21 protein-coding genes and 1 tRNA gene are annotated in these 23,147 nt (G+C 63.8%); 13 read left to right on the forward strand and 9 right to left on the reverse strand.

Annotated features, from left to right (window positions below; translation table 11 throughout):
* The first annotated feature begins 698 nt into the window (after positions 1–698).
* From ABSG20_RS06770 to ABSG20_RS06800, 7 genes are all read left to right on the forward strand, one after another.
* Positions 699–1,847, forward strand: coding sequence for a thiolase family protein (locus tag ABSG20_RS06770; RefSeq protein WP_423863731.1), 1,149 nt, complete (start codon positions 699–701; stop codon positions 1,845–1,847).
* Complete coding sequence (locus ABSG20_RS06775) at positions 1,847–2,236, forward strand: Zn-ribbon domain-containing OB-fold protein (RefSeq protein ID WP_423863732.1); 390 nt, start codon at positions 1,847–1,849, stop codon at positions 2,234–2,236. The genes ABSG20_RS06770 and ABSG20_RS06775 overlap by 1 nt, the downstream gene beginning before the upstream one ends.
* Before the next feature lie 70 nt (positions 2,237–2,306).
* Positions 2,307–3,167 (forward strand): MaoC/PaaZ C-terminal domain-containing protein, encoded by an 861-nt coding sequence (locus ABSG20_RS06780; RefSeq protein WP_423863733.1) that lies wholly within the window; start codon positions 2,307–2,309, stop codon positions 3,165–3,167.
* Positions 3,168–3,401: 234 nt separating this feature from the next.
* Entirely contained in the window at positions 3,402–4,280 is an 879-nt protein-coding gene (locus ABSG20_RS06785; RefSeq protein ID WP_423863734.1) for an SDR family oxidoreductase, read from the forward strand.
* 40 nt (positions 4,281–4,320) lie between these two features.
* Positions 4,321–5,277 carry a dihydrodipicolinate synthase family protein gene (locus tag ABSG20_RS06790; RefSeq protein WP_423863735.1) on the forward strand — a complete coding sequence of 319 codons (957 nt, stop codon included), beginning with the start codon at positions 4,321–4,323 and terminating at the stop codon, positions 5,275–5,277.
* A 70-nt stretch (positions 5,278–5,347) separates the two neighbouring features.
* Positions 5,348–6,154, forward strand: a complete 807-nt coding sequence (locus tag ABSG20_RS06795; protein WP_423863736.1) for an NUDIX hydrolase — start codon at positions 5,348–5,350, stop codon at positions 6,152–6,154.
* A 210-nt stretch (positions 6,155–6,364) separates the two neighbouring features.
* Complete coding sequence (locus ABSG20_RS06800) at positions 6,365–9,040, forward strand: PAS domain S-box protein (protein ID WP_423863737.1); 2,676 nt, start codon at positions 6,365–6,367, stop codon at positions 9,038–9,040.
* Positions 9,041–9,056: 16 nt separating this feature from the next.
* Here the strand turns inward: ABSG20_RS06800 and ABSG20_RS06805 are convergent, their stop codons facing one another.
* Both ABSG20_RS06805 and ABSG20_RS06810 read right to left on the reverse strand, forming a co-directional pair.
* A complete protein-coding gene (locus tag ABSG20_RS06805) occupies positions 9,057–9,404 on the reverse strand; it encodes a GrlR family regulatory protein (RefSeq protein WP_423863738.1) in 348 nt (115 codons plus the stop codon).
* A gap of 5 nt (positions 9,405–9,409) precedes the next feature.
* Positions 9,410–9,793: a VOC family protein gene (locus ABSG20_RS06810; protein WP_423863739.1), complete on the reverse strand. Its 384-nt coding sequence runs from the start codon at positions 9,791–9,793 to the stop codon at positions 9,410–9,412.
* 406 nt (positions 9,794–10,199) lie between these two features.
* Here ABSG20_RS06810 and ABSG20_RS06815 point away from each other — a divergent pair, with 406 nt between their 5' ends.
* From ABSG20_RS06815 to ABSG20_RS06825, 3 genes are all read left to right on the forward strand, one after another.
* The gene (locus ABSG20_RS06815; protein ID WP_423863740.1) at positions 10,200–10,646 is read left to right on the forward strand and encodes a hypothetical protein; all 447 of its coding nucleotides are present in this window, start codon (positions 10,200–10,202) and stop codon (positions 10,644–10,646) included.
* A gap of 290 nt (positions 10,647–10,936) precedes the next feature.
* On the forward strand, positions 10,937–11,347 hold the full coding sequence (locus ABSG20_RS06820; protein ID WP_423863741.1) for a DUF3775 domain-containing protein: 411 nt from the start codon (positions 10,937–10,939) through the stop codon (positions 11,345–11,347).
* A gap of 25 nt (positions 11,348–11,372) precedes the next feature.
* Complete coding sequence (locus tag ABSG20_RS06825) at positions 11,373–11,819, forward strand: host attachment protein (protein WP_423863742.1); 447 nt, start codon at positions 11,373–11,375, stop codon at positions 11,817–11,819.
* Between the two features lie 36 nt (positions 11,820–11,855).
* Here the strand turns inward: ABSG20_RS06825 and ABSG20_RS06830 are convergent, their stop codons facing one another.
* Entirely contained in the window at positions 11,856–12,008 is a 153-nt protein-coding gene (locus tag ABSG20_RS06830) for a hypothetical protein (RefSeq protein ID WP_423863743.1), read from the reverse strand.
* 34 nt (positions 12,009–12,042) lie between these two features.
* On the opposite strand from ABSG20_RS06830, the gene ABSG20_RS06835 reads away from it, so the two are divergent.
* A complete protein-coding gene (locus ABSG20_RS06835) occupies positions 12,043–12,234 on the forward strand; it encodes a nucleotidyltransferase domain-containing protein (RefSeq protein ID WP_423863744.1) in 192 nt (63 codons plus the stop codon).
* Positions 12,235–12,480: 246 nt separating this feature from the next.
* Here the strand turns inward: ABSG20_RS06835 and ABSG20_RS06840 are convergent, their stop codons facing one another.
* From ABSG20_RS06840 to ABSG20_RS06855, 4 genes are all read right to left on the reverse strand, one after another.
* Positions 12,481–14,835: a Hint domain-containing protein gene (locus tag ABSG20_RS06840; protein ID WP_423863745.1), complete on the reverse strand. Its 2,355-nt coding sequence runs from the start codon at positions 14,833–14,835 to the stop codon at positions 12,481–12,483.
* A 90-nt stretch (positions 14,836–14,925) separates the two neighbouring features.
* Complete coding sequence (locus ABSG20_RS06845; protein ID WP_423863746.1) at positions 14,926–18,864, reverse strand: hypothetical protein; 3,939 nt, start codon at positions 18,862–18,864, stop codon at positions 14,926–14,928.
* Positions 18,865–19,289: 425 nt separating this feature from the next.
* Positions 19,290–19,366: transfer RNA gene (locus ABSG20_RS06850), tRNA-Arg, on the reverse strand.
* A 127-nt stretch (positions 19,367–19,493) separates the two neighbouring features.
* Positions 19,494–19,757: a hypothetical protein gene (locus tag ABSG20_RS06855; RefSeq protein WP_423863747.1), complete on the reverse strand. Its 264-nt coding sequence runs from the start codon at positions 19,755–19,757 to the stop codon at positions 19,494–19,496.
* 312 nt (positions 19,758–20,069) lie between these two features.
* Between ABSG20_RS06855 and ABSG20_RS06860 the strand changes: the two genes are divergently transcribed.
* Positions 20,070–20,516 carry a hypothetical protein gene (locus tag ABSG20_RS06860; protein WP_423863748.1) on the forward strand — a complete coding sequence of 149 codons (447 nt, stop codon included), beginning with the start codon at positions 20,070–20,072 and terminating at the stop codon, positions 20,514–20,516.
* A gap of 400 nt (positions 20,517–20,916) precedes the next feature.
* On the opposite strand, the gene ABSG20_RS06865 is transcribed toward ABSG20_RS06860, so the two are convergent.
* Both ABSG20_RS06865 and ABSG20_RS06870 read right to left on the reverse strand, forming a co-directional pair.
* Complete coding sequence (locus ABSG20_RS06865; protein ID WP_423863749.1) at positions 20,917–21,153, reverse strand: hypothetical protein; 237 nt, start codon at positions 21,151–21,153, stop codon at positions 20,917–20,919.
* Between the two features lie 74 nt (positions 21,154–21,227).
* Entirely contained in the window at positions 21,228–22,673 is a 1,446-nt protein-coding gene (locus ABSG20_RS06870) for a cryptochrome/photolyase family protein (protein ID WP_423863750.1), read from the reverse strand.
* Between the two features lie 117 nt (positions 22,674–22,790).
* Here ABSG20_RS06870 and ABSG20_RS06875 point away from each other — a divergent pair.
* Positions 22,791–23,147, forward strand: a 357-nt coding sequence (locus ABSG20_RS06875; RefSeq protein WP_423863751.1) for a DUF2177 family protein, incomplete at its 3' end; no start/stop codon positions are given.

Genomic DNA, 23,147 nt, shown 5'->3' on the forward strand with positions numbered 1-23,147 from the left:
ACCATTGTGTGGGGAATGCCGGATGATCCGGTGCCTCGCTGTTACTCGTGTGCGTCGGCCGTTTTTTTGCACGCGAGGCCGCGGGTGCCTCTGGGCATCGCGGCATTCCCCGCGCCCTCTGTGATCTCGAGGGCGGAACATTTATCAAAGACTCGGGCGCACCGCGCCGCGAGGCTTATGGGCATGTTTGAAGGTGGCGAGGGGCACTTGGCTGTTTGCATTGGAGATCGAGCCGCATACAAAACTGTCATCGCCCGGTTTGACCGGACGAGCCAGTACGCCGCGGCCGGGGATGACGGGCGGAGTGACGCGCTCGTAGCCCGTAGGATGCGTGGAGCAACGCGATACCCATGTCTCTCCGCCGATGGGTTTCGCGAAGAGCTCAACCCATCCTACGCACTGTCATCGCCTGGCATAGCCGTCCGATGGACGGCGGCGCTTCCGCTCGCCTTTGACCGGGCGAGCCAGTATTGCGGAGGCCAATCGATTTGGCCGCGCCGCCAGCGGCATTCTCCCGTGCTCCACCGCGCCGCCGCGGCGTACTGGGTCGCCCGGGCAAGCCGGGCGCTGACGACTATTGATGATGCGCGCTCCCAGGCCGAGGATGCCTTGCGCCGATGGCCGCCTATGGACGCTTGCCAAGGCCACGCCGGCAGGCCACAAAACCTAGGGGGAAGAAACATCAGCGGAGTGCTCGATTGACGATCAAGGGCAAGGCCTATCTGGCCGGGATTTACGAGCATCCGACCCGGCATGCGCCGGATAAATCCACCGCGCAGCTTCATGCCGAAGTCGCCCGCGGTGCCTTGCAAGACGCGGGCCTCGCCAAGGCCGACATCGACGGCTATTTCTGCGCCGGCGACGCCCCGGGCGGGGTGATGGCGATGGTCGATTACCTCGGCCTCAAGGTCCGTCATTTCGATTCCACCGATACCGGCGGCTGCTCCTATCTGGTCCATCTCGGCCATGCCGCCGAGGCGATCGCCGCCGGCAAATGCTCGATCGCGCTGGTCACGCTGGCCGGCAAGCCGCGCACCGGCGCGATGCCGCCGCGCGCGACCGGCGCCGAGGCCGATTTCGAGCTGGCTTACGGCGCCACCACGCATAACGTTTACGCCATGTGCGCCATGCGCCACATGCATGAGTTCGGTACCACCAGCGAGCAGCTGGCCTGGATCAAGGTCGCGGCCTCCCATCACGCGCAATACAACCCCTTCGCCATGCTGCGTGACGTTGTCACCGTCGAGGACGTCCTCCGCTCGCCGATGATCGCGGATCCGCTGCACCGGATGGATTGCTGCGTCGTCACCGATGGCGGCGGCGCGCTGATCGTGACCAGCGAGGCGATCGCGCGTAACCTGAAGAAGCCGCTGGTGCGGATGATCGGGCATGGCGAGGCGCAGAAGGGGCCGCGTGGCGGCAAGGATCTCGATCTGACCTATTCGGCCGGCGTCTGGTCGGGTCCCCGGGCGTTCGAGGAGGCCGGTATCACGCCAAAAGACATCAAATACGCCTCGATCTACGACAGCTTCACCATCACGGTACTGATGCAGCTCGAGGACCTCGGCTTCTGCAAAAAGGGCGAGGGCGGCAAGTTCGTCGCCGACGGTAATCTGATTTCCGGCACAGGCAAACTGCCGTTCAACACCGACGGCGGCGGGCTGTGCAGCAATCATCCCGTCAATCGTGGTGGGATGACAAAAATCATCGAGGCGGTGCGCCAGCTGCGCGGCGAGGCCCATCCCAAGGTGCAGGTGCCGAACTGCGATCTCGCCATCGCCCATGGCACCGGCGGCCTGCTCGGCGTCCGCCACGCTGCATCGACCTGCATTCTGGAGCGCGTGTAATGGATAGCACCGTGAAATACCCGGCGCCGCAGGGCAATCCCGAGACCCAGTATTTTTGGGAGCAGACCGTCGAGGGCAACCTGATGATCAAACGCTGCACCGCCTGCGGCGAAGCGCATTACTTCCCTCGCTCGATCTGCCCGTTCTGCTTCTCCGACCGGACGGTGTGGGAAGAAAGCTCGGGCGAGGGCGAAATCTATGCGTTCAGCCTGATGCGCAAGTCGGCGTCAGGACCTTACGCGATCGGCTACGTCACGCTGAAGGAAGGCCCCTCGCTTTTGACCAATTTCGTCGACTGCGACATGGAGGCCTTGAGGATCGGCCAGAAGGTCAAGGTGGTGTTCAAGACCACCGACGGCGCGCCGCTGCCGTTCTTTACGCCGGTGTGAGTACCCTTAAAGGGGAGAGGGCGCAGCAACGGGTGCCGTGAAAGCAGGAAGTCCGGGGAAAGCATCGCAAATGCCGATCAAGTACGAAGAGTTGATGGCGCTGAAAAATCTCGGCCAGAAATATGCCTACGGCGATCGCGAGGTGATGCTGTACGCGTATGGCATCGGGATGGGGGCTGACCCCATGGACGAGAAGGAACTGGCGTTCGTCAACGAGGCCGCTGCCTCCCCGCGCGCGCTCAAGGTGGTCCCGACTTTTGCCTCGGTCGCGGCTTGGGGGGCCGGTCCCGGCGAAATGAATCTCAACCGGCTGATGGTGGTCGATGGCGAACGTGACATCACCTTCCACCGGCCGCTGGCCGTGGCCGCCGATATCACCGCGGATTCCAGCGTGCTCGATGTCTTCGACAAGGGCGCGGACAAGGGCGCGGTGATCCGGCACCAGACCGTGCTCAGGGATGACAAGGGCGAGCCACTGGCGACGCTGGTCGCGTCGCGCTTTGCCCGCGGCGATGGCGGCTTCGGAGGTCCTTCCGAAGGCCAGCCCGAGCCGCACAAGGTGCCGACCCGCGCGCCGGACCGATCGATCGATATCCCGACGCGTCCCGATCAGGCGCTGATCTATCGGTTGTGCGGCGATCGCAATCCGCTGCACAGCGATCCCGAATTCGCCAAACGCGCCGGCTTCCCGCGGCCGATCCTGCACGGCATGTGCACCTACGGTATCACCTGCCGCGGCATCCTGCAGACCTACGCCGACTATGATCCCTCATCCTTCAGGCAGCACGTCGCGCGGTTTTCGTCGCCGGTCTATCCCGGCGAGACCGTGACCATGGATCTATGGAAGGACGGCCATGTGATCTCGTTCGAAGCAAGCGTGAAGGCGCGCAACGCCGCCGTCATCAAGAGCGGCAAGACCGTGCTGGGATGAGGAGCGGGGCGCGGTGGCGAGGGCGGTGCGAAGTACTGCGCTCGTCATCCCCGCGAAGGCGGAGATCCAGTATTGCAGAGAAAGTGGTGATGAATCGAGAGGCCGCGGCGTACTGGGTCGCCCGGTCAAGCCGGGCGATGACAGCGGTGGCTGGTGCCGCTCTCCCTCTGCGCGCCGCATGGGCGGGGTAAGGGACCCGGGGCACCGACGACATGGAATTAAAGGAGAGAGAGGATGGGACTACTCGACGGCAAGGTGGCGCTGATCACGGGGGCGGGCGGCGGGCTGGGCGAAGCCTATGCCAGATTGTTTGCGCGTGAGGGTGCGGCTGTCGTCGTCAACGACCTCGGCGGTCCCCGGGACGGCAGCGGCGCCGACCTCTCGATGGCGCAGCAGGTGGTCGATGCGATTGTGGCCGAGGGCGGCCGCGCGGTCGCCAACGGCGCCGATATTGCGACCATGGCCGGCGGGCAGACGGTGTTCGACGACGCCATCAGGCATTTCGGCCGCGCCGATATTCTGGTCAACAATGCCGGCATCCTGCTCGACCAGACTTTTGCCAAGGCGACGGAAGCGGCCTGGGACAAGGTGTTGAAGGTGCATCTGAAGGGCACCTTCTGCGTCACCCAGCCGGTGTTCCGCTGGATGCGCGAGAATGGCGGCGGCGTCATCGTCAATACCTCATCGACCTCGGGCCTGATCGGTAATTTCGGCCAGAGCAATTACGGCGCCGCCAAAGGCGGCATTTTCGGCCTGACCAATGTGCTGGCGATCGAGGGCCGCAAATACAATATAAGGCTGTGGTGCCTCGCTCCGGGCGCGCTGACCCGGATGACCGCTGATCTGCCGCGCTATATCGAAAATCCCGGCATGGCGCTTGCGCCCGATGGCATCGCGCCGGCCGTGCTATACATGGTCAGCGATTTGTCGGGCGACCAGACCGGCAAGATCCTCGGCGTCTCCGGCCCGCGCGGCGTGCGCGAGATGCGGATGATGGAAAAGCCGGGCTGGAAGCCGCCGCATTCGGGATGGAAGGCGCAGGATATTGTGGAACACGCGCACGAAATTTTCTTTTCCGAAGCAGAGATCAAGATGGGCGCGAGACGGTTTTGATATGATCAGAACTTCGGAAACGTCGGTTTAGGAGGCACACATGACAAAACTCACCGCCGAGGCCGCCGGCACTTTTGCGATCGCGCCGACGCCATTCCACGATGATGGCCGGATCGATGACAAATCCATCGACCGGCTGACCGACTTTTATGCCGAGGTCGGCTGCGACGGCGTCACTGTGCTCGGGATTCTCGGCGAGGCGCCGAAGCTGGACGGCGCGGAAGCCGAAGCAGTCGCAAGACGCTTCGTCAAACGCGCCAACAACATGCAGGTCATCGTCGGCGTCTCCGCGCCGGGCTTTGCCACGATGGGTTCGCTGGCCCACGCTTCCATGGATGCCGGCGCGGCCGGGGTGATGATCGCGCCGCCGCCGCATTTGCGCACCGATGAGCAGATCACGGGCTATTTCAGGCAGGCGGCGGAGGCGATCGGCGACGACATTCCCTGGGTATTGCAGGATTATCCGTTGACGCTGACGGTTGTCATGACACCCACAGTGATCCGCAAGATCGTGATGGACAACTCCTCCTGCGTGATGCTCAAGCACGAGGACTGGCCCGGACTGGAAAAGATTTCCGCGCTGCGCGGCTTCCAGAAGGATGGCTCGCTGCGGCCGCTGTCGATCCTGACCGGCAATGGCGGGTTGTTCCTCGATTTCGAGATGGAACGCGGCGCCGACGGCGCCATGACCGGCTACGCCTTTCCGGAACTTCTGATCGACGTCGTGCGACTGTCGAAAGCAGGCCGGCGTGACGCCGCGCATGATCTGTTCGACGCCCATCTGCCGCTGATCCGCTACGAGCAGCAGCCCGGCGCGGGCCTTGCGGTGCGCAAATATGTGCTGCAGAAGCGCGGCGTGATCGCCTCGAGCGCGCAACGCAAGCCGGGTTCGGGCATTTCCGCAACCGCCAAGGCCGAAGTGGATTATCTGCTGGCGCGGGTCGCGCGGGTCGACCGGCGCGCCAGCCTTGAGCCGCAATCCAGCGCGGCCGGCTGACAAGACCCTGATGGCGAGGCCGGCGCTGCTGCGCCGTCTCGAACCACGGGATTGCAGAGGGAGTAGAACAATGACTGTGACCAGTGGCCCGCGTCCAGCCTCCACCATCCTGCTGCTGCGCGACAGCGCCGGCCCGGATGGCAAAAGCGAGATCGAGGTGTTCATGATGGTGCGCCATTATGAGATCGATTTCAATTCCGGCGCGCTGGTATTTCCCGGCGGCAGCGTCGATGCCGGCGACCGCGACATCATCGGCCATCCGGAACTGTATGACGGGGGCGAGGGGCTCGACACGGCCTCGCTGAGTTTCCGGATTGCCGCCATCCGCGAGACGTTCGAGGAGAGCGGCATCCTGCTGGCAAGAGCGCAGGGATCGAAATCCCTGATCGAGGCAAAGCACGCCCTTGAGATCGAGGCCGCCCATCGTGCCGCCCTGGGCGAAGGCAAGACAACCTTTCTGAAAGTGCTTGCCGACAACGGCGTGCGGCTGGCGCTCGACCGGCTTATGCCCTACGCGCATTGGATCACGCCGGAAGGCATGCCGAAGCGTTTCGACACCTGGTTCTTTCTTGCCGCCGCACCTCCGGCGCAGGCCGGCGCGCATGACGGCAAGGAATCCACCGATTCGATCTGGGTGTCGCCGCGCGAGGCGTTGGCGGGCGGCGAGAGCGGACGCTTCAAGCTGCCGTTTCCGACCACGCGCAACCTGATCAAGCTCGGCCGGCATGCAACCCTGCAGGCTGCACTTGATGACGCCTGCGGCAAACCCGTCGTGACCGTGATGCCGGTCATGACCAGACTGAACGGCGGCCGGCAGCTTCGCATCCCGCGCGAGGCCGGCTATGACGGCGAGGTCTTTGAAGTCGGCGCGCTGTGAGGCGGGCTCGGCGTCCATGGATCGGCCTCGGTGCGTGGGAGGGTGCCTTCCTTTCGCCGGTATTTCGCTATGGGTAAATCCACAGGGGACGCTGGCGAAGGCTTGCGGGCGTCATCGCGGGCGGCCTCAAGGGTTGCGCTCTGCCGATGTTTCAATTGGCGCTGATTCCAGCGTATAAAATCCAACTGCTAGGAGCTGGTCCAAAATCCCATGGCCTTTGGCGCACTCGTGCGACGGATACGATCGTTCTCGCTTTCGATCGGTCAATTGACCTTTGCCAGCTTCCTGCTGCTGCTGGCGATGATCGCGATGACCAGCGTCGCCAGCGTCGTTGCCATCCGTCATATCGGCGCGACCTTTGCCGAGCTGCAGCGGCTGCAGGACCTCGGCGATGTGGCGGAGGAGATCGACCGGCGCATGAGCGAACTGCGGCTCGCGGCGCGGGACTTCGTCACCGATCCGGCGGCGCCATCGAGCCAGGTCTCGGAGGCGGTCTCGTCGCTGAATGTTCTATTGAAAAAGACCCGGCTGGAGCTCGCGCCGGAGCAGCGCGACATGATCGACGGCGTGACGGCCCGGCTGCAGACCTACCGCGACGGCATCGAGCGCGTCACCGCGTTGATTGCGCATCGTGCGGAGCTGGTGGCCGCCTTGCCGCCGGTCCGCGAACGGTTCGATGCGGCGGCCGCCGCGCTGCCTGACCCCGACGTCGCGCGAATCCTGTTTCAGGCCCAGAACCAGATCGCCCAGGCCCTGCTCGCGCACGAGCCGGTGGCGGCGGAGCAATCCGCCCAGCGCATGCGGGCGCTGTCGATCGAAGATCCCGCCCTTCGCTCAGCCGGCGAGGCCTATGCCGAGGCGATTATCTCGATCTCGACGACGGAAGCCGAGATCGCCCAGCTCGACAAGGACGTTCTGGGCACCGAAGGCCGGCAGATCGGGCGGGTGACCGATATGTTGCGCGAGCTCGGCACCAGGCGGGGGCGGGTGCTGTCACGCGACTTCGCGCGGACGCTGGCCGAAACCAAGTGGCAGAGCATTTTACTCGGCAGCGCCGGCGTGCTGATCGGGATTTTCGCAGCGCTGTTCGTGGTACGCCGCACCGTGCGTCCGCTGGCGTCGATCGCGGCCTCGATTCGCGCGCTGGCCGCGGGCGAAAAGGCAGCGTCGATCCCCGACACCGACGTCAATAACGAAATCGGCGATATCGCCCGCGCCGCCGAGGTGTTCCGCCGCACGCTGGTCGACGCCGACGCGGCGCGCGAAGCGGCGGTTCGAGCGCTCGCCGAGCAGCGGCTCGCCGAGGAAAGCTACCGCAAGCTGTTCGAGGGCTCGGTCGACGGGATTTATGTGATGACGCCGGAAGGCGCGCTGCTCAACGCCAATCCGGCGCTGGCGCGGATCATGGGATACGATACGCCGGAAGACCTGATCCGCGGTATCGGCGATATCACGCAAATGGTCTACGTTCATCCGGCGGCCCGTGCCGAATACCAGGCGCTGATGCGACGCCACGGCATGGTGCGCGAATTCGAATACCAGGCCCGTGCGCGCGACGGCTCGATCCTGTGGCTTTCCGACAGCGCCACGGCCGCGCGCGACGAGGCCGGCAAGATCATCCGCTATGAAGGCACGGTGCGCGACATCACCGATCAGAAGCGCGCCGAGGAGGCGATCGCCGAAGGCCGGCGGCTGCTGCAGCAGGTGATCGATACCGTTCCTGCGGTCATCAACGTCAAGGACCGGCAGCTGCGCTATGTCCTGATGAACCGCTACATGGCGGGCATCTTCGGAATCGAGCCGATCGATGCGATCGGCCGCACCACGTCCAATCTGATGTCGCGCTACGGCGCGCAGAAAACCGACGATAATGACCAGCGCGTGCTGGCGTCGGGCCAGGGCCTCGGATTCTACGAAGAGGAGTATCTCGATGTCCGCGGCCATTTGCGGCAATGGCTGGTCAACAAGATGCCGCTTCTTGACGCCGACGGCGAGGTCGAACATATCGTTACCGTCGCGCTTGACATCTGCGAGCGCAAGCGCGGCGAACTGGAGATGCGCAAGGCCAAGGATGCCGCGGAGGCGGCGCTGCGCAATCTGCGCGAGACCCAGAATTCGCTGATCGAGGCGGAAAAGCTCGCCGCACTTGGACGGCTGGTGGCAGGCGTTGCCCACGAGGTCAACAACCCCGTTGGCATCAGCCTGACGGTTGCCTCGTCGCTGGAGCGCAAGACGGCATTGTTCACCGACGAAGTCGCGCAAGGCAATCTCAGGCGATCCAGCCTCAATGATTATCTCGCTGCGAGCCGCGATGCGTCCTCGCAACTGGTGGCCAATCTCAATCGCGCGGCCGAACTGATCCAGTCGTTCAAGCAGGTCGCCGCCGACCGCAATTACTCCGATCAGCGCATCTTCGACCTTGGCGACCTGACCGAGCAGGTCGTGATGAGCCTGCGGCCGGGACTGCGGAAGCAAAATCTGACGCTCGCGCTCGACTGCCAGCCCAATCTCACCATGAACAGCTATCCCGGGCCCTACGGCCAGGTGCTCACCAACCTGTTCCTCAATGCGGTGGCGCACGCCTTCCCGGACGGCAGGCCGGGCTTGGTCGATATCAAGGCCCGGGAGTCCGGCAAGGACAATGTCGAAATCGTTTTTTCCGACGATGGCTGCGGTATGAGCGTCGATGTCCGACGGCGCGCCTTCGATCCGTTCTTCACGACCCGGCGCGATCAGGGCGGTACCGGGCTCGGCTTGCATATCGTCTACAGTATCGTGACCACCCGCCTGGGCGGCCGGCTCGACCTCGCTTCCGAGCCGGGGGGTGGCACAAGGGTCCAGATCATCCTGCCACGGGTAGCGCCGCTGGAGCAGGCTGCCGAGTAGCAAGTCCCGCCGGCGATCAGTCGGTGTCGGCGAGTTTGCGCAAGGTCGCGGTGAATATCTGGCTGGCCTTGCCGACCAAGGCGGTCCCATTCACGACGGCTGCGCGGTCGGTGAACGTGCCGGACACGCCGACGCCAACCGGACCTGCGCCGCCGAACAGCGGACTGGCGTCCGGGCTTTTGGTATGGCGCTGGACCAGGACCTCGCCCTTAAAGGTGTCTTCCTTCGCCGTATAGCTGCCAGTGTAAAACATATAGGCATCGCCGCCGAGGATTTTGCCATCCCGGAGCATGACCACGCCGCTGCCCTTGCCGGAGCGACCGTCCTGCAGGCTGACGTGGATCGAATATAGCCCGTTCTTCATTGCGCCTACGCATATTTTGGATCGCGCTCCAACAGCTCGATCGAGATGCCCTGCGGCCCGCGGATGAAGCAGACACGGACGCCTGGCCTTATCGTCGTCGGCTCTCGCGTGAACTCGACGCCCTTGGCCTTGATCTCGGCAGCGACCGCATCGATGTCTTTCACCGTCAGCCCGAAATGATCGAGCCCCTGATAGGGCGTCAGCGGTGGGACGTTGACGCCATCGCCCGGCGTGACCGCGGCCAGGAACACATTGGCGCCGCCAAGCTTGACGTCGATCCGACCGGGACCGCGGACGATCACGCCGCCGAGAATATCCTGCAGCCAGGTCGCGGTCGCCTCCGGATCGGGTGTGCGCAGGTGAACATGATCCCAGGTGACTGTCGGCATCGTCGATCCCCCCTTGGTTGCTGCGCGGCTCTGCCAGCGACACCCTGTGACTAGCCGCGGCACGCGGCCGCAAGCCTTGAATTTAGCGGGCGTCTTCCCGCATGGCCATCCCCTCGATCGCCTTGATCGCCTTGGTTGACCGACCGCAAACGTCTGACGACTCAAGACACCGTCAACCGGAAAAGCCGAAAAACCTTTGCCCGTCTGCGCGTTGGTTTCGTCAATATCACTGCCGACAGGTCGAAATGCAGGCTAAATGCAGCCTCCCCGCGCCTGGCGCCCGTGCGCGGAGCAGGGGTAACGCGGCGGTAACATCGTTGTTACAAGGCCCTGATTGAACTGGGAACCTATCGTTGCATACCCAGTTAAGGGATTGATCCGCGCGTGCGGACGGAGTTTTAACAAAATGCCTTTGCTGCGATATTTTTTGCTTGCCGGCGGAGTTTTGCTCGCATTACTGTTGCTTTCGGATGCCTATCTGCCGAAGTCGCCGATGCCGGAAAGTGCGGCTGCCGACCTGTCCATGATCCGGATTCGCTCCGCCCAGAAATGGCCGGAGCGCGTGGTATTTGATACCAGCAGTCCGGCCATCGGAGCCGTACGGATCGCCAAGACCGATGCGCCGGTCGTGGCTCCCTTGGTGATCGCCGAGGCCACGGCCGAAGCGCGCGTGCGCGAGGCATTTGCGCAACTGCCCCCGCCCGAGCCGAAGCTTTTGGAACCATCCGGTCCAAGAAAGCCGCAGGCCGGGCTGCAGACCAAGCGTAAAGTGGCGAAGAGACGCCCGGGCCCTCCGATGGTCCTGGTGGCACAGCAGCCGCCATTTGGCTTCGTTGCCAGCAGGATCTGGTGAGTCCGCCGGCCGGGCGCCTGAAAAATAGAGCATGCGCGAGGTGGGCGCCGGGCGGTTTTCAACAGCCTCGGCAGATGCTCTCGAGCAGCTTGTCGCGCTCATCGGATGCCGCCTAATGCGCCCCAAGGCAGAATCGAGGCCGCCGCATCTGACCGGCTGGCCGCGGCCGCGGGCAGGCCCATACGTCCGGCCGCCGAGTCCTTGATCTTGCGCAATGTGGGCCGGCCCGGGAACCCCTAGCTTGTTGAAGTCGTTGGAAAGCCTTGCGCGCTCTCAAGGAAGTGTCCGGCATGGGAAAAGCTCCGAACCTGTCGATCTCGCCTGAAAAGGCATATTTCATCGTATCGAAGGCGCGCCAATCCGATCTCAACGCCATCGGCTCGGAGCTGGCCAACGATGCCAACGACGATGATGCCGGCTACGGGGTCAAGGATCAGAGCAAGGATGCGGATCGTTCCGAACTGTCGGGTTTTATTCGAGGGCTGAATGTCGACGAGCAAATCGACCTCGTCGCCCTGATGTGGCTTGGCCGCGGCGACGGCGATCTCGACAATTGGCGCGATCTGCGCGCCGAGGCGTCGCGAATCCACAACAATCGTACCGCATCCTACCTGATCGGAACGCCGATGCTGGCCGACTATCTGGAAGAGGCGCTGTCGCAGTTCGGTAAGTCCCTGGAGGATTTCGAGCAGCATCTGTGATCGCTTCAGCTTCGGAGTATTTTGAATGACAAAATTGAAAATCGGGACCGGCGACTGGATTGTGGTCTGCGACGGCCGCAAGGCGCTGATCCTGGAAAATCTTGGCGACCGCATGTTTCCGAACCTGCACACCAAGGAGGTGCGCGAGCATCCCGATCCACCGACATCGGCGCAAGGCAGCGATGCACCGGGCAGGGTGCATGCATCGATGGGTGGCGCACGAAGCTCGGTCGAGCAGACCGACTGGCACGAGGAGTCCGAACGGGCGTTCCTGAAAGCCTTGGCCGGCCGGCTCGACGTCGCCGTCACCACCGGCGAAACCACGGCGCTGACCATGGTCGCCTCGCCGCGCGCGCTCGGCATGATCCGGTCGGACTATTCCGCCGCGGTTCGAAAGGCCCTGCACGGCGAAGTGCACAAGGACCTGGTCAAGATGCCGGTCTATGAAATCGAAAAGCAGCTATTGGCGTGAAGGGGATGAGACGCGGTCCGAACAGATTGGGGGCCGTCAGGCGACTTGTCGCTGGTCCTGGAGCTGAAACTCCAGTTCCTCGATCAACTGTGCCAATTGCTCCCTGGTGAGGAAATCCGTGGGCTCCAGGGCGAGCCGGCGGGCCTGTTCCAACTTCTGTTTCAGCACCTCGCGCCTGATGCGGGTCATGCGTATCCTCCGTCCACGGTGAAATACCTAAAATGTGCGGAAGACCTTTAAAGATTCGTTAATCGCGCGAGAACGGCGCGACGGGCTATTCATCATCGGCTCCCGGGCTGTTGGGACGCAGCGGCCCGGCAGCGATCTCGACCTCTTTATCGACTACGACCCGGAAGCGAAAATTCCGAACATGTTCCGCCTCCTGCAAATCGAAGATGAGATTTCGGAGCTCTGAGGATCCCGGTCACCATAACGACGCGGAACGCACTTCACCCCTTGATGAAGGACACCATCGAGCGGGACGCCGTTGCGATCGCGTAATGCCGAAGGATCCAACGATCGGCATTCGCGATTGCCTCGCCGAGATCGCAAGCTGCGGAAGCGGCCGATGGCGCAAGTCGTGTTCGCCGCTCTGAATGACGAGGCAGGGCCGCTGATCTCGCACGGCGCGTCCGAAGAGCAACAATGCCGGCGACGGCGTTCATGCGGCCGCCGTGCAGTTTCCAAAGAGCAGGATGGCATCGGCGAACTGCATCTCGACGAACTCGGCGGCGAGTCGCGCCAGCCGGTTGGTGAGCGGCGTGAGGTCGGTGCGTTCGCGCGCAGCGTCGCGTGCCTCTCTCTCGGCGACGTAAGCCTCGAGGGTGAGCAGCCGCACATCGAACAACGCCTGCCCCACGGTCTCGTCGCGCGCGCCGATCAGCGGAGCCCTGAACTCCTGATATCCCTGTCCGATCTCGCGCGGCAGCGGCAACGCCATGCGGCAGCCTTGGTCGCCCTGCAGGACGATCTCCACCTGCCACAGCATGTCTTCTTCATCCCCCGCCTCGGCACTCGGCCGCCAGACAACGGCAGGGCCCGGCGGGGACCATTCGGGGAAGTAGGCGGGTGTGTCGACGCCGTAGTACCAGCGGTCCGCGGGAGCGCCGAGCTTGGCGCGCAGCCGGCGCGTCGCACTGGAGCGGCCGCGCACCAGCGAGACCTCGATCTGCGCCTCGCCAACCGGTGGGCCGGGCCGGAACAGGTCGAGGCTATACGGCGTGAGCGCCAGCATGTTTGCCACATCCGGCTCGGCGAGGTCGAAGCTGCGCCACGGCATCGCCAGCACTGCCATGAACTGCGGACCGAAGCGGGCGGCGAACTGCTCGACCATGACCCCCGTCCGCCTGCGGTCGCCGTCGGGCATCGCAGTCATCCCGGTGGCGAAATCGCGCACCGAGGCGGCGAGCTCGGCTGTGGAATCCGCGCCGCGCAACGCGCCAAGCACTGCGCCGTCGTTGCCGACCCGCAGCTGCGGCCCAATGGTGGACATCATGGTGGTGGCAAGGCAGTCGAGGCCCACGCACAGCAGGTCCTCGAACGATCGGTCCGGCACGTCCTTCAACACCTGGAGCATGGTCGGACCGGCCTGGCGCAGGATATGCAACATGACCGCCGTTGCCTCCGGCGCCGCCGCGAAGCGCGGCACCTCGGAGCTGACCTGCAATTGCACGTCGTCGTCGCCGGCGTAGTACTCGCTGCGCCCGTCCGCGCCGACGGCGAGGTAGAGGTCATGGACGAGGTCCGGCAGGTGCGCCGCCTTGTGGATCGCCGGCGCCGGGAACGGCACATCGCCGCCCGCGGTGTGCCGCAGCAGCACCGCGGGCGCGGACCCGTTCAGCGGCGCGATCCCGAACTGGCTGAGCGTCGGCACATTGCGCGCTAGTGCGTCAGGCTCCGCGGCCGCGTAAGCCGCGGCAGCCGGCTCCGTCGGGGCGACGAGAAACGGATGCGACGGCGTGAATGCGAAGCGTGTGCCTGCAAACTGCAACAGCGCGCGCTCGCCGCGCAGCGGAGCAGAGCGCAGCAGCACCTCGCGCGGTCCACTCGGCGTTCTTACCTGATCGCCCGCGACAATCTCCTCGATCGGCCGCAGGCTTCCGTCCCCCATCACGACGCGCGTGCCTGGCGCGAAGCATGAGCCCGCGTTCTGGTCGCGGTATGGGTGACCCGGCCCCCCCGTCCGGTCGGCCGTGAACCAGAAGGCGTAGACTTCCCTCTGGCATGAAACGCCTCTGCCATGGTTGGAGCAGATTTCCTTGAGGATCCCGTCGGTCGCGTCCGCGGCGTCTTCGCCGCTGAAGCCGCGCTCAAGCCAGCTTGCCTGCTTCATCCAGACGCCAGGGTCGAGCGCCGGCGGTACCGGCAGGCCCAGATTCTTCATTTGGGTAATCGCCGCGTTGATCTCGTCGACCGAAGCGCCGAGCGCGGTGAGCTTGATCCAGTGGTGAAAAAGCTCCCAGTCGCGGTCTAGCCAGTCGCCGTTCTGGTTCTCGACGAGCTTGCTGTTGACCCAGCTCGCAGACGTCAGTCCGGCGAGATAGTGCTGTTTGGCCGTGGTGCGCGACGGCCCGTCCGGAAACGCTGCGAGTGCGGTCTTGATCGGGCTGTCGGCCTGGCCCGCCATGTAGGCGTAAAACCGGTACGATGACTGACGGAGCTGGTCGGTGAAGCGGGCCAGGTCGCTGGCGATGGCGGCGGCGCGCATCACCGGCCGCAGTCTGCTCGACACCTCGTAAATCCGTTGGCACACCAACGTCACGGACAGGTTGCGGAAAAAATTGTGGTCGAGGCCGGTGAGCCGGGCGACCTCGCCCTCGTAGGGACTGACCCCGATATTCGGGAAAAAAATGTCCCTGTACCACCTAATAACCCGTTCAGGAGTGCTGCCTGGCGTGCTCCGCCTGGTATGCATGAGCACGACGTGCCGCGTTGGATGGCCGATCGGGTTGGCCCCTTGCGGCGGCAGCGCCGCGGCGAGGACCTCGACATCGCGCGGATTGAAGGGTGACGTCATGGCTCAGCCTTTGGCAGCTAGCAAAGATCGTGGCGAGGAAAGAGAGACGACGGCCTCTGCGGGCGATTGGCGGGGACCGCCGCCGACCATTTAGGCCGCTACGGGTGGGTACTCGGGCACACGGACCTCGAGATCGAATGACGTCGACGCCGAGCCGATGTCGTTTTTCACTGTGAGCTGGTAGGTGCGGCGCGCAGCCGGCGGGACGACCGTCGCTTTGCGCATCTGGATGGTGCCGTCCTCGGGAAGCAGCTCAAGAGCTTCGGGCAGGGCCGGGTCGATGCTCCACGTCCGCGGCAGGCTGCCCGGCGCATAAAGCGCCGGCGCGGTCTGTTCTTCGCGCGCGACCGTGAGCCAGGAGACATCACGCATCGCCAACTCGGCGGGCTTGACCGCCACCATCTCCATCGTAATCACGGTCGCGTCCTCTTCCTTGTCGACGAGGCGCCAACCGTTCGTGCCGTTTGTGGCCAGATATTTCGGCATCTTCTGGTCGTCCCAGTAGATGCTGCGCAGCTTGAACGGCGCGGATTCAAGATGCTCGGCGTCACCCTCCGATTTCTCGTAGGTGCCGGGTCCCTGGATCTCGGCGTACCACATCAGCCTCGGCTCTATCGGAAGATTATCCCCCTGGAAATTCCTGGAGACAATCGTGCCGCCATCGTCCGTTCCGAGCGTCTGCAGAACAAGCTTGTCCTCGTTGTCCGTGATCGGGGCGCCGATTTTCGTCCGGCCGAGAAAGTCGACATCAATGTAGAAGGCGGTGTGACCACTCGAGTCGAAAGGACCTTGCTTCACGCTGCCGTCCGCGCCGATGGTCAGGGCGCGCTTGTTGTCGCCGTCGGGGTACAGCGCGATGCCCGCGCGCTGCGGCTGACCGATCGGGACATAGATTGCGAACGTTTCGATTGCGGCCTTGTATTGCATGTACAGGCCGGCGCGCTTGGCCTGGTCCTCGGCAAACTGCTGCACTGGAGAGGGCCGCGGGCGGGTCAGGAGGACGATGAGCAGGATCGCACCGGCCAGGAAGGCCAGGAATCCAATGCCCGCTATGATCGGGAACATGGAGCTGACCAACATGCCGCCCACGGCCAAAGTCGAGCCGGCAAAGGCCCAGCCTCCAATCACCGCCACGAGTTCGAGCGCCGCCGCGATCAGGAACAGCGAGTTGATCGCCCTTTCCATCGGCTCGCCGCTCTTGGACAGGTCGATGGCCGACAAGACGATTCCAGTAATGGAGAACACCGCGGCCACTCTGGTCGCCAGGAATCGCGAGAGATTCTTGCCGAAGATCGCCCGTATCAATATCTGGCCGGTGCTCTTTGGCACCTTCAGCTTCTGGAACAGGCCCGCCTGACGGGCGGCCCACCACTGTGTCAAACTGTGCCGGCCGAGCGGGATCCTCGGTCCAGCCTCTTGTAACAGCCATCCGCGGAATCCGGCGATCGCCGTTTTTTGTGCCTCTCCGATCACCGCCGGACTGAAGATCGACGTTATGGTGCTGAAATACTGCCTGTTGTTGTTCCAGACGGTCCCCCAGCTCACACCAAACTTGATGACCGGCAGCAGGTTGACGGCGGTGACGTTGACAGCCCCGACAACCACGAAAGCCTTCTGCGTATCGCTGAGCGCGTTCCAGTCGACGGATCCGACGGCCAAGAACGCCACCAGCGTACTGACCGTTCCGAGGGCGGCGAGCCTGACGACCCCCGACGGCACGCCCGTACCGAAATTTCTGATCCAATCGTTCTGGACTTGCGACACCAGGAAGCCCCAGTTGAAGAGCCCATAGCCGACGGCGGCGGCGGTGTGCATGATCGACAGCAGCCGCCCGACGAACTCCTTCGACGCGTATTTGCGCAGCTCCTCGGCCGCCGCCCGCATCGAGGGATCGGGACTGACGACGTACGTCTCGATGAACTTGTTGAGCACTTGCTCGAGGGCGAAGTTGAATTCCGGAAGGTCGGTGCTCGAGTCCATCATCTGGGGTAGCAGGCGGCCGAGCTGGAACAGCTGCAGCACGTGCCCGTAAGCCTGTGCGAACAGGTTCGAGGGGTCGAGCTCGCCGAGCAGCGCGACGGTTCGCTGCACGCGCAGACTGAACTCCGAGCCGTCTTCGGTGCGGGTCGACAGGATCGTCTGCAAAAAGTTGAGGTACGCCGGCGTGAGCGTGTAGGTATAGATCGCGAAAGCCCAGTACTTCTTGTTCCTCTTGGCCGCCGCCGCGAGATCGCTGAACTGCTTCTCCAACTCGGCGAGTTGCGCGGGCGTACCGACGTTCTGCTCCCGCGCCCGCGCGATCCATTCCTTCAATTTCTCATCGATAAAGGGGGCGTACTTGGCGGCGTTGTCGTGTTGGTCCTTCAGGAACCAGCCCAGGACCTGGTGCCTCATCAGGTAGCGCCGTCGGTAAAGCAGCGGACCCTGCGCCGCCATGACGTCGCTTGCCGCCGTCGTCGTCGACATCCAGGCTTCCGAGCGGGCGGCGTTGAGCGTCGCGGCCCATGGGTCGGTGCTGAATTTGCCGACCGCCGTCGCCGTATAGGGGACGCTGAGCGAGTTGTACCAGGCAAGCGGCTCGGTACCTTTGGTGCCCTTGGTCTGCGCGATCGCGCGCAGCTCTGCATCAAGCGGCGGCGGCGGTCCCGGATTGAAGAAGGTTCGGCGCAGCGTCGGGTCCATGTAGTTCTGCAGGATCGCGTAGAAGTCCTCCATCGAATCCTGCTGCACCTCGTCGTAGATCTTTCCGAGGGGATCCTTGCCGAACTGGCTGAGCGCGAGCAGCTCCTTGAGCGTGTGCTCCTCCTCCGCGGCCGCTGTGCGTGCAAACACCGCGGGAAGCGCGCCATTGCCGGCAACCGGCTGCACCTCGTCGGCATGCACCCGCGTCCCGGTCACGCTGATCGAGCCGCCGACAATCTTCCAGCCGTCCGGGGAGAAGTCGAGGAAGCCGGCGCTCGGGATGCCGGCCTCGGCCGCCGCCGCAGCGGGCAACCCGGACCAGGTCAGCCGGCTGCCCTCGATAGCGGTTTGCGCCGCCGGCGTCACGCCGGCGTAGAACGTACGTCCGTGGACGGAAACGAAACGCGCCGGCGTTTCGCTGCCGAGCCGGTAGAGCCCGCCGATGTGTGCCCCCGCCCACGTGCCGATGCATCCATATACGGTTCCCTGATAGCCGGGCTTTCCGACTACGACCCCGCCCTCGAAATCGTAGGCGAACTCGGACAGCCGGATCCGCAAAGTGTAGGGGAAGAGCTCGGAGCCCGGCCCGCTCGGGGTCTCGTTACCAGCGAGGAGAGAATAAATGAGAACGCTGTCACTGGTGATGAAACCACCATAAGTAAACGGGTCCGGCACCCAGTCACGGCCAGTCTTGTCGTCGAGGAATGATGCGACGAACGTGTCGACCTTGTTGCCGCCGATGATCTCCTCGCCGTTCACGCCAAAGGTGAATTCGAGCTCGGGCTTCCTCTTGGGCCAGTCGGCGTCCTTCCACTCTTTGCTCTCAGTGTTCCAGTCGATCACGGGATCGGACACCGGCCCGCTCAGGAAGGCCGCGCCCTCGGCGACCTTCATCGAATAACGCTGCGGATCCACCTGGTATTCGACCGAGATCGACTCGCCGCCGACATCGAGGACGCCGTAGGCTCGCGAACGCGAGTGGGTGAGCCGCAAGTGGCCGCGAAGCTTGTTCGTCCCGTCGGAGGTGGCGAAGTCCAGCTCGTCGAACGCAGGCTTCCATGTGACATCGCGCGACAACACCGGATACGGCCCGACGAACCAATGGTCGCGCGACGGGTCGGCAAGGTTCGGGGTCACCAGCGTCATTGTGCGCGGCGCCCTGGCGAGCGCCTGCGCGGCACTCTCGCCGGCGCCGATCGCTTCGGACTCTTTGAGGACGAAGGTGCGGACGTGCGGATAGAGCACCGCAGCCTGTCTGTCCTGCTCATGCCGCAGCTTACGCCGTTGTTCCTGAACCTCTGCGATATGGGCGTCGAGCGCCGCGGCCTCGGCAAAAGTCTCGGGCAAATTAAGCATGCTTGGTCCCCCGTGCTTGGGCGATTGCACAGGAATGCCTGCGCCATCCGTCCCCCGTTGCCCTCAGTTAAAAACCTGTTTTGAAGCGAGAGAAACCGCCGTTTCAATCCCCGATTGAGAGCGAGAGAAACACGCTTAAGTTTAACCTACACCGGTTTTCGCCGTTCAGAAATAGCGGCCGAACGGGGGTCTGCAATGCCCGTATCTTCGAGCGCTTCGGTTCGAATCTCCCTCGCTCCGCCAAAACGGCGTGTCAATAACTTGCAATTCACGCCGGCGGCCGTCGCTTCGGACGGTTGACAATTTTGAGCCGGAGTTGGCAAACCCGGTTCGCGGGCCGTTCTGAGCAGAGCGGAGTTTAACGGAGGTTGCGGCGGTGACGGGCGATGGCGGGCAATGGCGGGCGAAGGTGGCGCTGGCGCGCTCGGAGAGATTCGAACTCCCGACCCTCGGAATCGAAATCCGATGCTCTATCCAGCTGAGCTACGAGCGCGTGTTGCGCTCGATTACCAGACTTGGCTCGATCGGGCCAGCGGCCGGTCGGGCAGGGGTCGGGCGCCGCTTCTGGACGTCCCGAGCCGGCCTGAACGGGAGTGGAAGCGGATCAGCCGGCCTACCGATCAGAAGCACGGGTGCCGGCGGCGGTCCTGGCCGAAATAGGTCGCCGAGCTCTGTGCGCAGGCATTGGTCGACGGACCGTCATAATAGGCAAAAGTGCCGGGCTGAAGACCCGGCCCGTAATTGTGATCGTAGCTGATCTCGTAAGGGAGCCGGTAGGGGTAGACATGATGGTGGCGCGCCTGTGCCGGGCCGGGTGCCAGGACCAGCGCCAATGACAGCGCCGACGCGGTAGCGGCGGCAGAGAGAAGCTTCGGGCGGGTCATCGCAGGCTCCTGACGTCGGGATACAATCTGGACATCCTAGAGCATCCTTGGTTCCCATCCAGAGGCGGAACGCCGCAAAAGTGCGGAAATTTGGTGGCCGCGCTACCGGCGCAACTATACCCCGACTTGCTTTTCTGTAAGGTATTATAATACCTTAACCTGTTTTAGCGGCGGCAGAATGGCGGCAGGAACGGCCGCCGGGATGCTTAACGACTTTCTAACAAAGTCTCGCCAGAGTTGTGCCGTCTGATCCAGCTGCGGGACCGGCATAGCCCTCGTCCCGTCAGGCTCCATCCGGTTCCCGATCGATCCATGCGCATCACGCCTCTCGCCCTGCTGTTGCTCTCGCTGCTCGCCGCGGCGCCGGCCCGCGCCGATCTGCATATCACCGGGGATCACGGCGGTTACGTCGAGGAATACAAGGCGAGATATCAGCGCATCCGCGATCGTCATGAACGCGTCATCATCGATGGCATCTGCAATTCGGCCTGCACGCTGGTGTTGGGCATCGTACCGATCAACAGGATCTGCGTAACGCCGCGCGCCAGCCTCGGCTTCCACCAGGCTTATTACGACAAGGCATTCACCTTCGGCATCAAGGTCACCAGCGCCGAGGGTACATCGGACCTGATGTCCTTTTATCCGGATACGGTGAAGGACTGGATCCGCCGCAATGGCGGGCTGACCACCGAGATGAAGAAAATCAAGAACGGCGAAGAACTCTGGAAAATCGTCGATCCCTGCCCGGAAGATTTCTAGCCGCCGATCTGGCCCGCATGGATGGGCGTTGCCGCATCGCATGGGTTCGGGCACTGAGGGCGGTGAATGAAGCCTGACCTTGAAATGGCTGGAATGGCTGCCTGCGCCGCCGCGGTCTTTCTGGTCAACCGGCGCGCTTGAGCCATGGGGCCAGAGGTCGCGACCAAATGCCGCTGGCGATCTTGCCAAGGCGCTTGCGAGGCTCCTTCCGAAGCCTGCGTCCCAAGACTTTGCGCTCAAGAGACTTTGCGCTCAAGAGACTTTGCGCTCAAGAGACTTTGCGCTCAAGAGACTTTGCGCTCAAGAGACTTTGCGCCCAAGAAGCTCAACGCGTATTCCGCAACAGGCAGATGCCGGTTTTGCGAAACGGAATACGCGCCGATGATCAGCGCCAGGGCTGCTACTTCTTGGCCTTCTTTTTCTTCTTGGCGGCCTTTTTGGGCGACTTTGTCGCCGTGTATTTCTTCGCAGCCTTCTTGGCCTTGGCTTTCTTGGCCGTCTTCGGCGTCACCTTCTTCGCGACTTTCTTGGCCGCCTTTTTGAGCTTCTTGGCCGCGGGCTTGGCAGCCGGGATCGGTGCCGCAGGGCTCGTGGTCGTAGCTGTCGTCGATTCCAAAACGGGCTTCTCGTCGTCCATGTAATCCCCCAGTGTTGCCTATGACGCAACGATAACCCGATTCGCCAATGTGTAAAGCAATTGACGCGCTGCTCTCATCTTGTCCGCAGATTCTCGTAGGCCTTGAGCGCGCGTTCGCGTCCCTTCCTGTGATCGACGATCGGCGCCGGATAGCTCAAGCCAAGTGCCACGCCGGCGCTTGCGAGTTCAAGCGGCGTCGCGCGCCATGGCTGGTGGATCAGGCTGGCCCGCAATTGCGCCAGCTCCGGCACCCAGCGCCGGACATAGTTGCCATCGGGATCGAACTTCTCGCCCTGCAGGATCGGATTGAAGACGCGGAAATAAGGCGCGGCATCGGCGCCCGAGCCGGCGACCCATTGCCAGTTGGCCGGATTACTCCCGGGGTCGGCATCGACCAGCGTGTCCCAGAACCATTTTTCTCCCTCGCGCCAGTCGATCAGGAGATGCTTCACGAGGAACGACGCGGCCACCATCCGCACCCTGTTGTGCATTGTACCGGTGTGCCAGAGCTCGCGCATCCCGGCATCGACGATGGGGTAGCCGGTTTGGCCGCGATGCCAGGCCCGCAGCGCGTTGTCGTCTTGTCGCCACTGAAAGTTGTCGAATGCGCTCTGCAGGTTGCGACCGGCGAGATCGGGCTGGTCGAACAGCAAATGACGGCAGAATTCGCGCCAGCCGAGTTCGCTGAGAAATTTGTCGATATCGCCCGTCAAAGCCGGGCGCTCGGCTGCGGCAAAGCGTGCAGCGTGCCAGACCTGTCGCGGGCTGACCTCGCCAAAGCGCAAATGCGGGGAGAGCCTTGACGTGCCTTTCTGGTCGGGCCGGTCGCGCCCGCTGGCGTAGCCGGCGACACCGCCGTCTAAGAATTCCTTGAGTCGTTGTTGCCCGGAATGCTCGCCCGGCTTCCAGGCCTCGCGCAGTCCTCCGGCCCAGTCCGGACGCTTCGGCTCGAGGCCAAGGCTTTCGAGGTCATCGCTTGCGAGCCCCGCGACCTTCCGCAGGGTCCGGGGAGCGGGCAGCGGCTTGGGCGGATCGCCCAGCGACTGCAGCCGCCGCCAGAACGGCGTGAATACCCGCAATCCCCGGCCGTCCTTGTTGCGGATGTCGCGAGGTGCCACCAAGAGATCGCCGGGAAAGCGGTGCGAACGCACGCCGGTCTCTCCCAGCGCCGCGGCGAGTTGATCGGATATGACCTGGTCCGGCAGATGGGCGATGTCGTTCCAGAACACCGCGCCGGCCGCGGTCTGGCGTGCCAGCTCGGCGATGATTTTGTCCGCCGATCCCCGGCGCAACACCAGCGATGCGCCGGCCAGATTGAGCTGTTGCTGCAGGGCGCGCAGCGATTGCGCCAGCCACCAGCGTGCGGCGCCGCCGAGCGGCCGCGCGCGCGCCGGGTCGAACACGTGGACGCAAATCACCGGCGCGCCGGATGCCGCGGCGGCATGCAAGGCGGGATGATCGGAAAGCCGGAGATCGTCGCGGAACCAGACGATAGCAGGGGAGGCGGATGTGCGGGCCATCAGCCGGTCAATCCGCAAGTCGCGCATAAGCTCCGCGCCGGCGTCCTTGCAACTTTGCCCGGCCCGATACGTATAATATGGGGATATGGGCATGCGCAGCGGGCGCCGGAGAGCGAAGTGAAGCGGTACATCATTCTTTATCTTGCGACCTTGCTGGTCCTGATCCCGATCGATTTCCTGTTTCTCGGTACCGTCGCCAGGAGCTTTTTCAACGCCCAGGTCGGCGACATGCTGGGCGAGATCAGGCCCGTGCCTGCCGTCCTGTTCTATCTGCTTTACGTGGTCGGTGTCCTCATCTTCGTCAGCGGCCCGGCGGCCGCGACCTCTACATCGACGCTGCTGTATGGCGCCCTGTTCGGCCTGTTCTGCTATGCCACGTTCGAATTGACGTCGCTGTCGCTTCTGAAGCACTGGACCTGGCCGGTGGCGCTGGTCGATATATCCTGGGGAATGTTCGTCACAGCGCTGTCGGCG

It is taken from the genome of Bradyrhizobium sp., from assembly GCF_049512235.1.
Classification (GTDB): Bacteria; Pseudomonadota; Alphaproteobacteria; order Rhizobiales; family Xanthobacteraceae; genus Bradyrhizobium.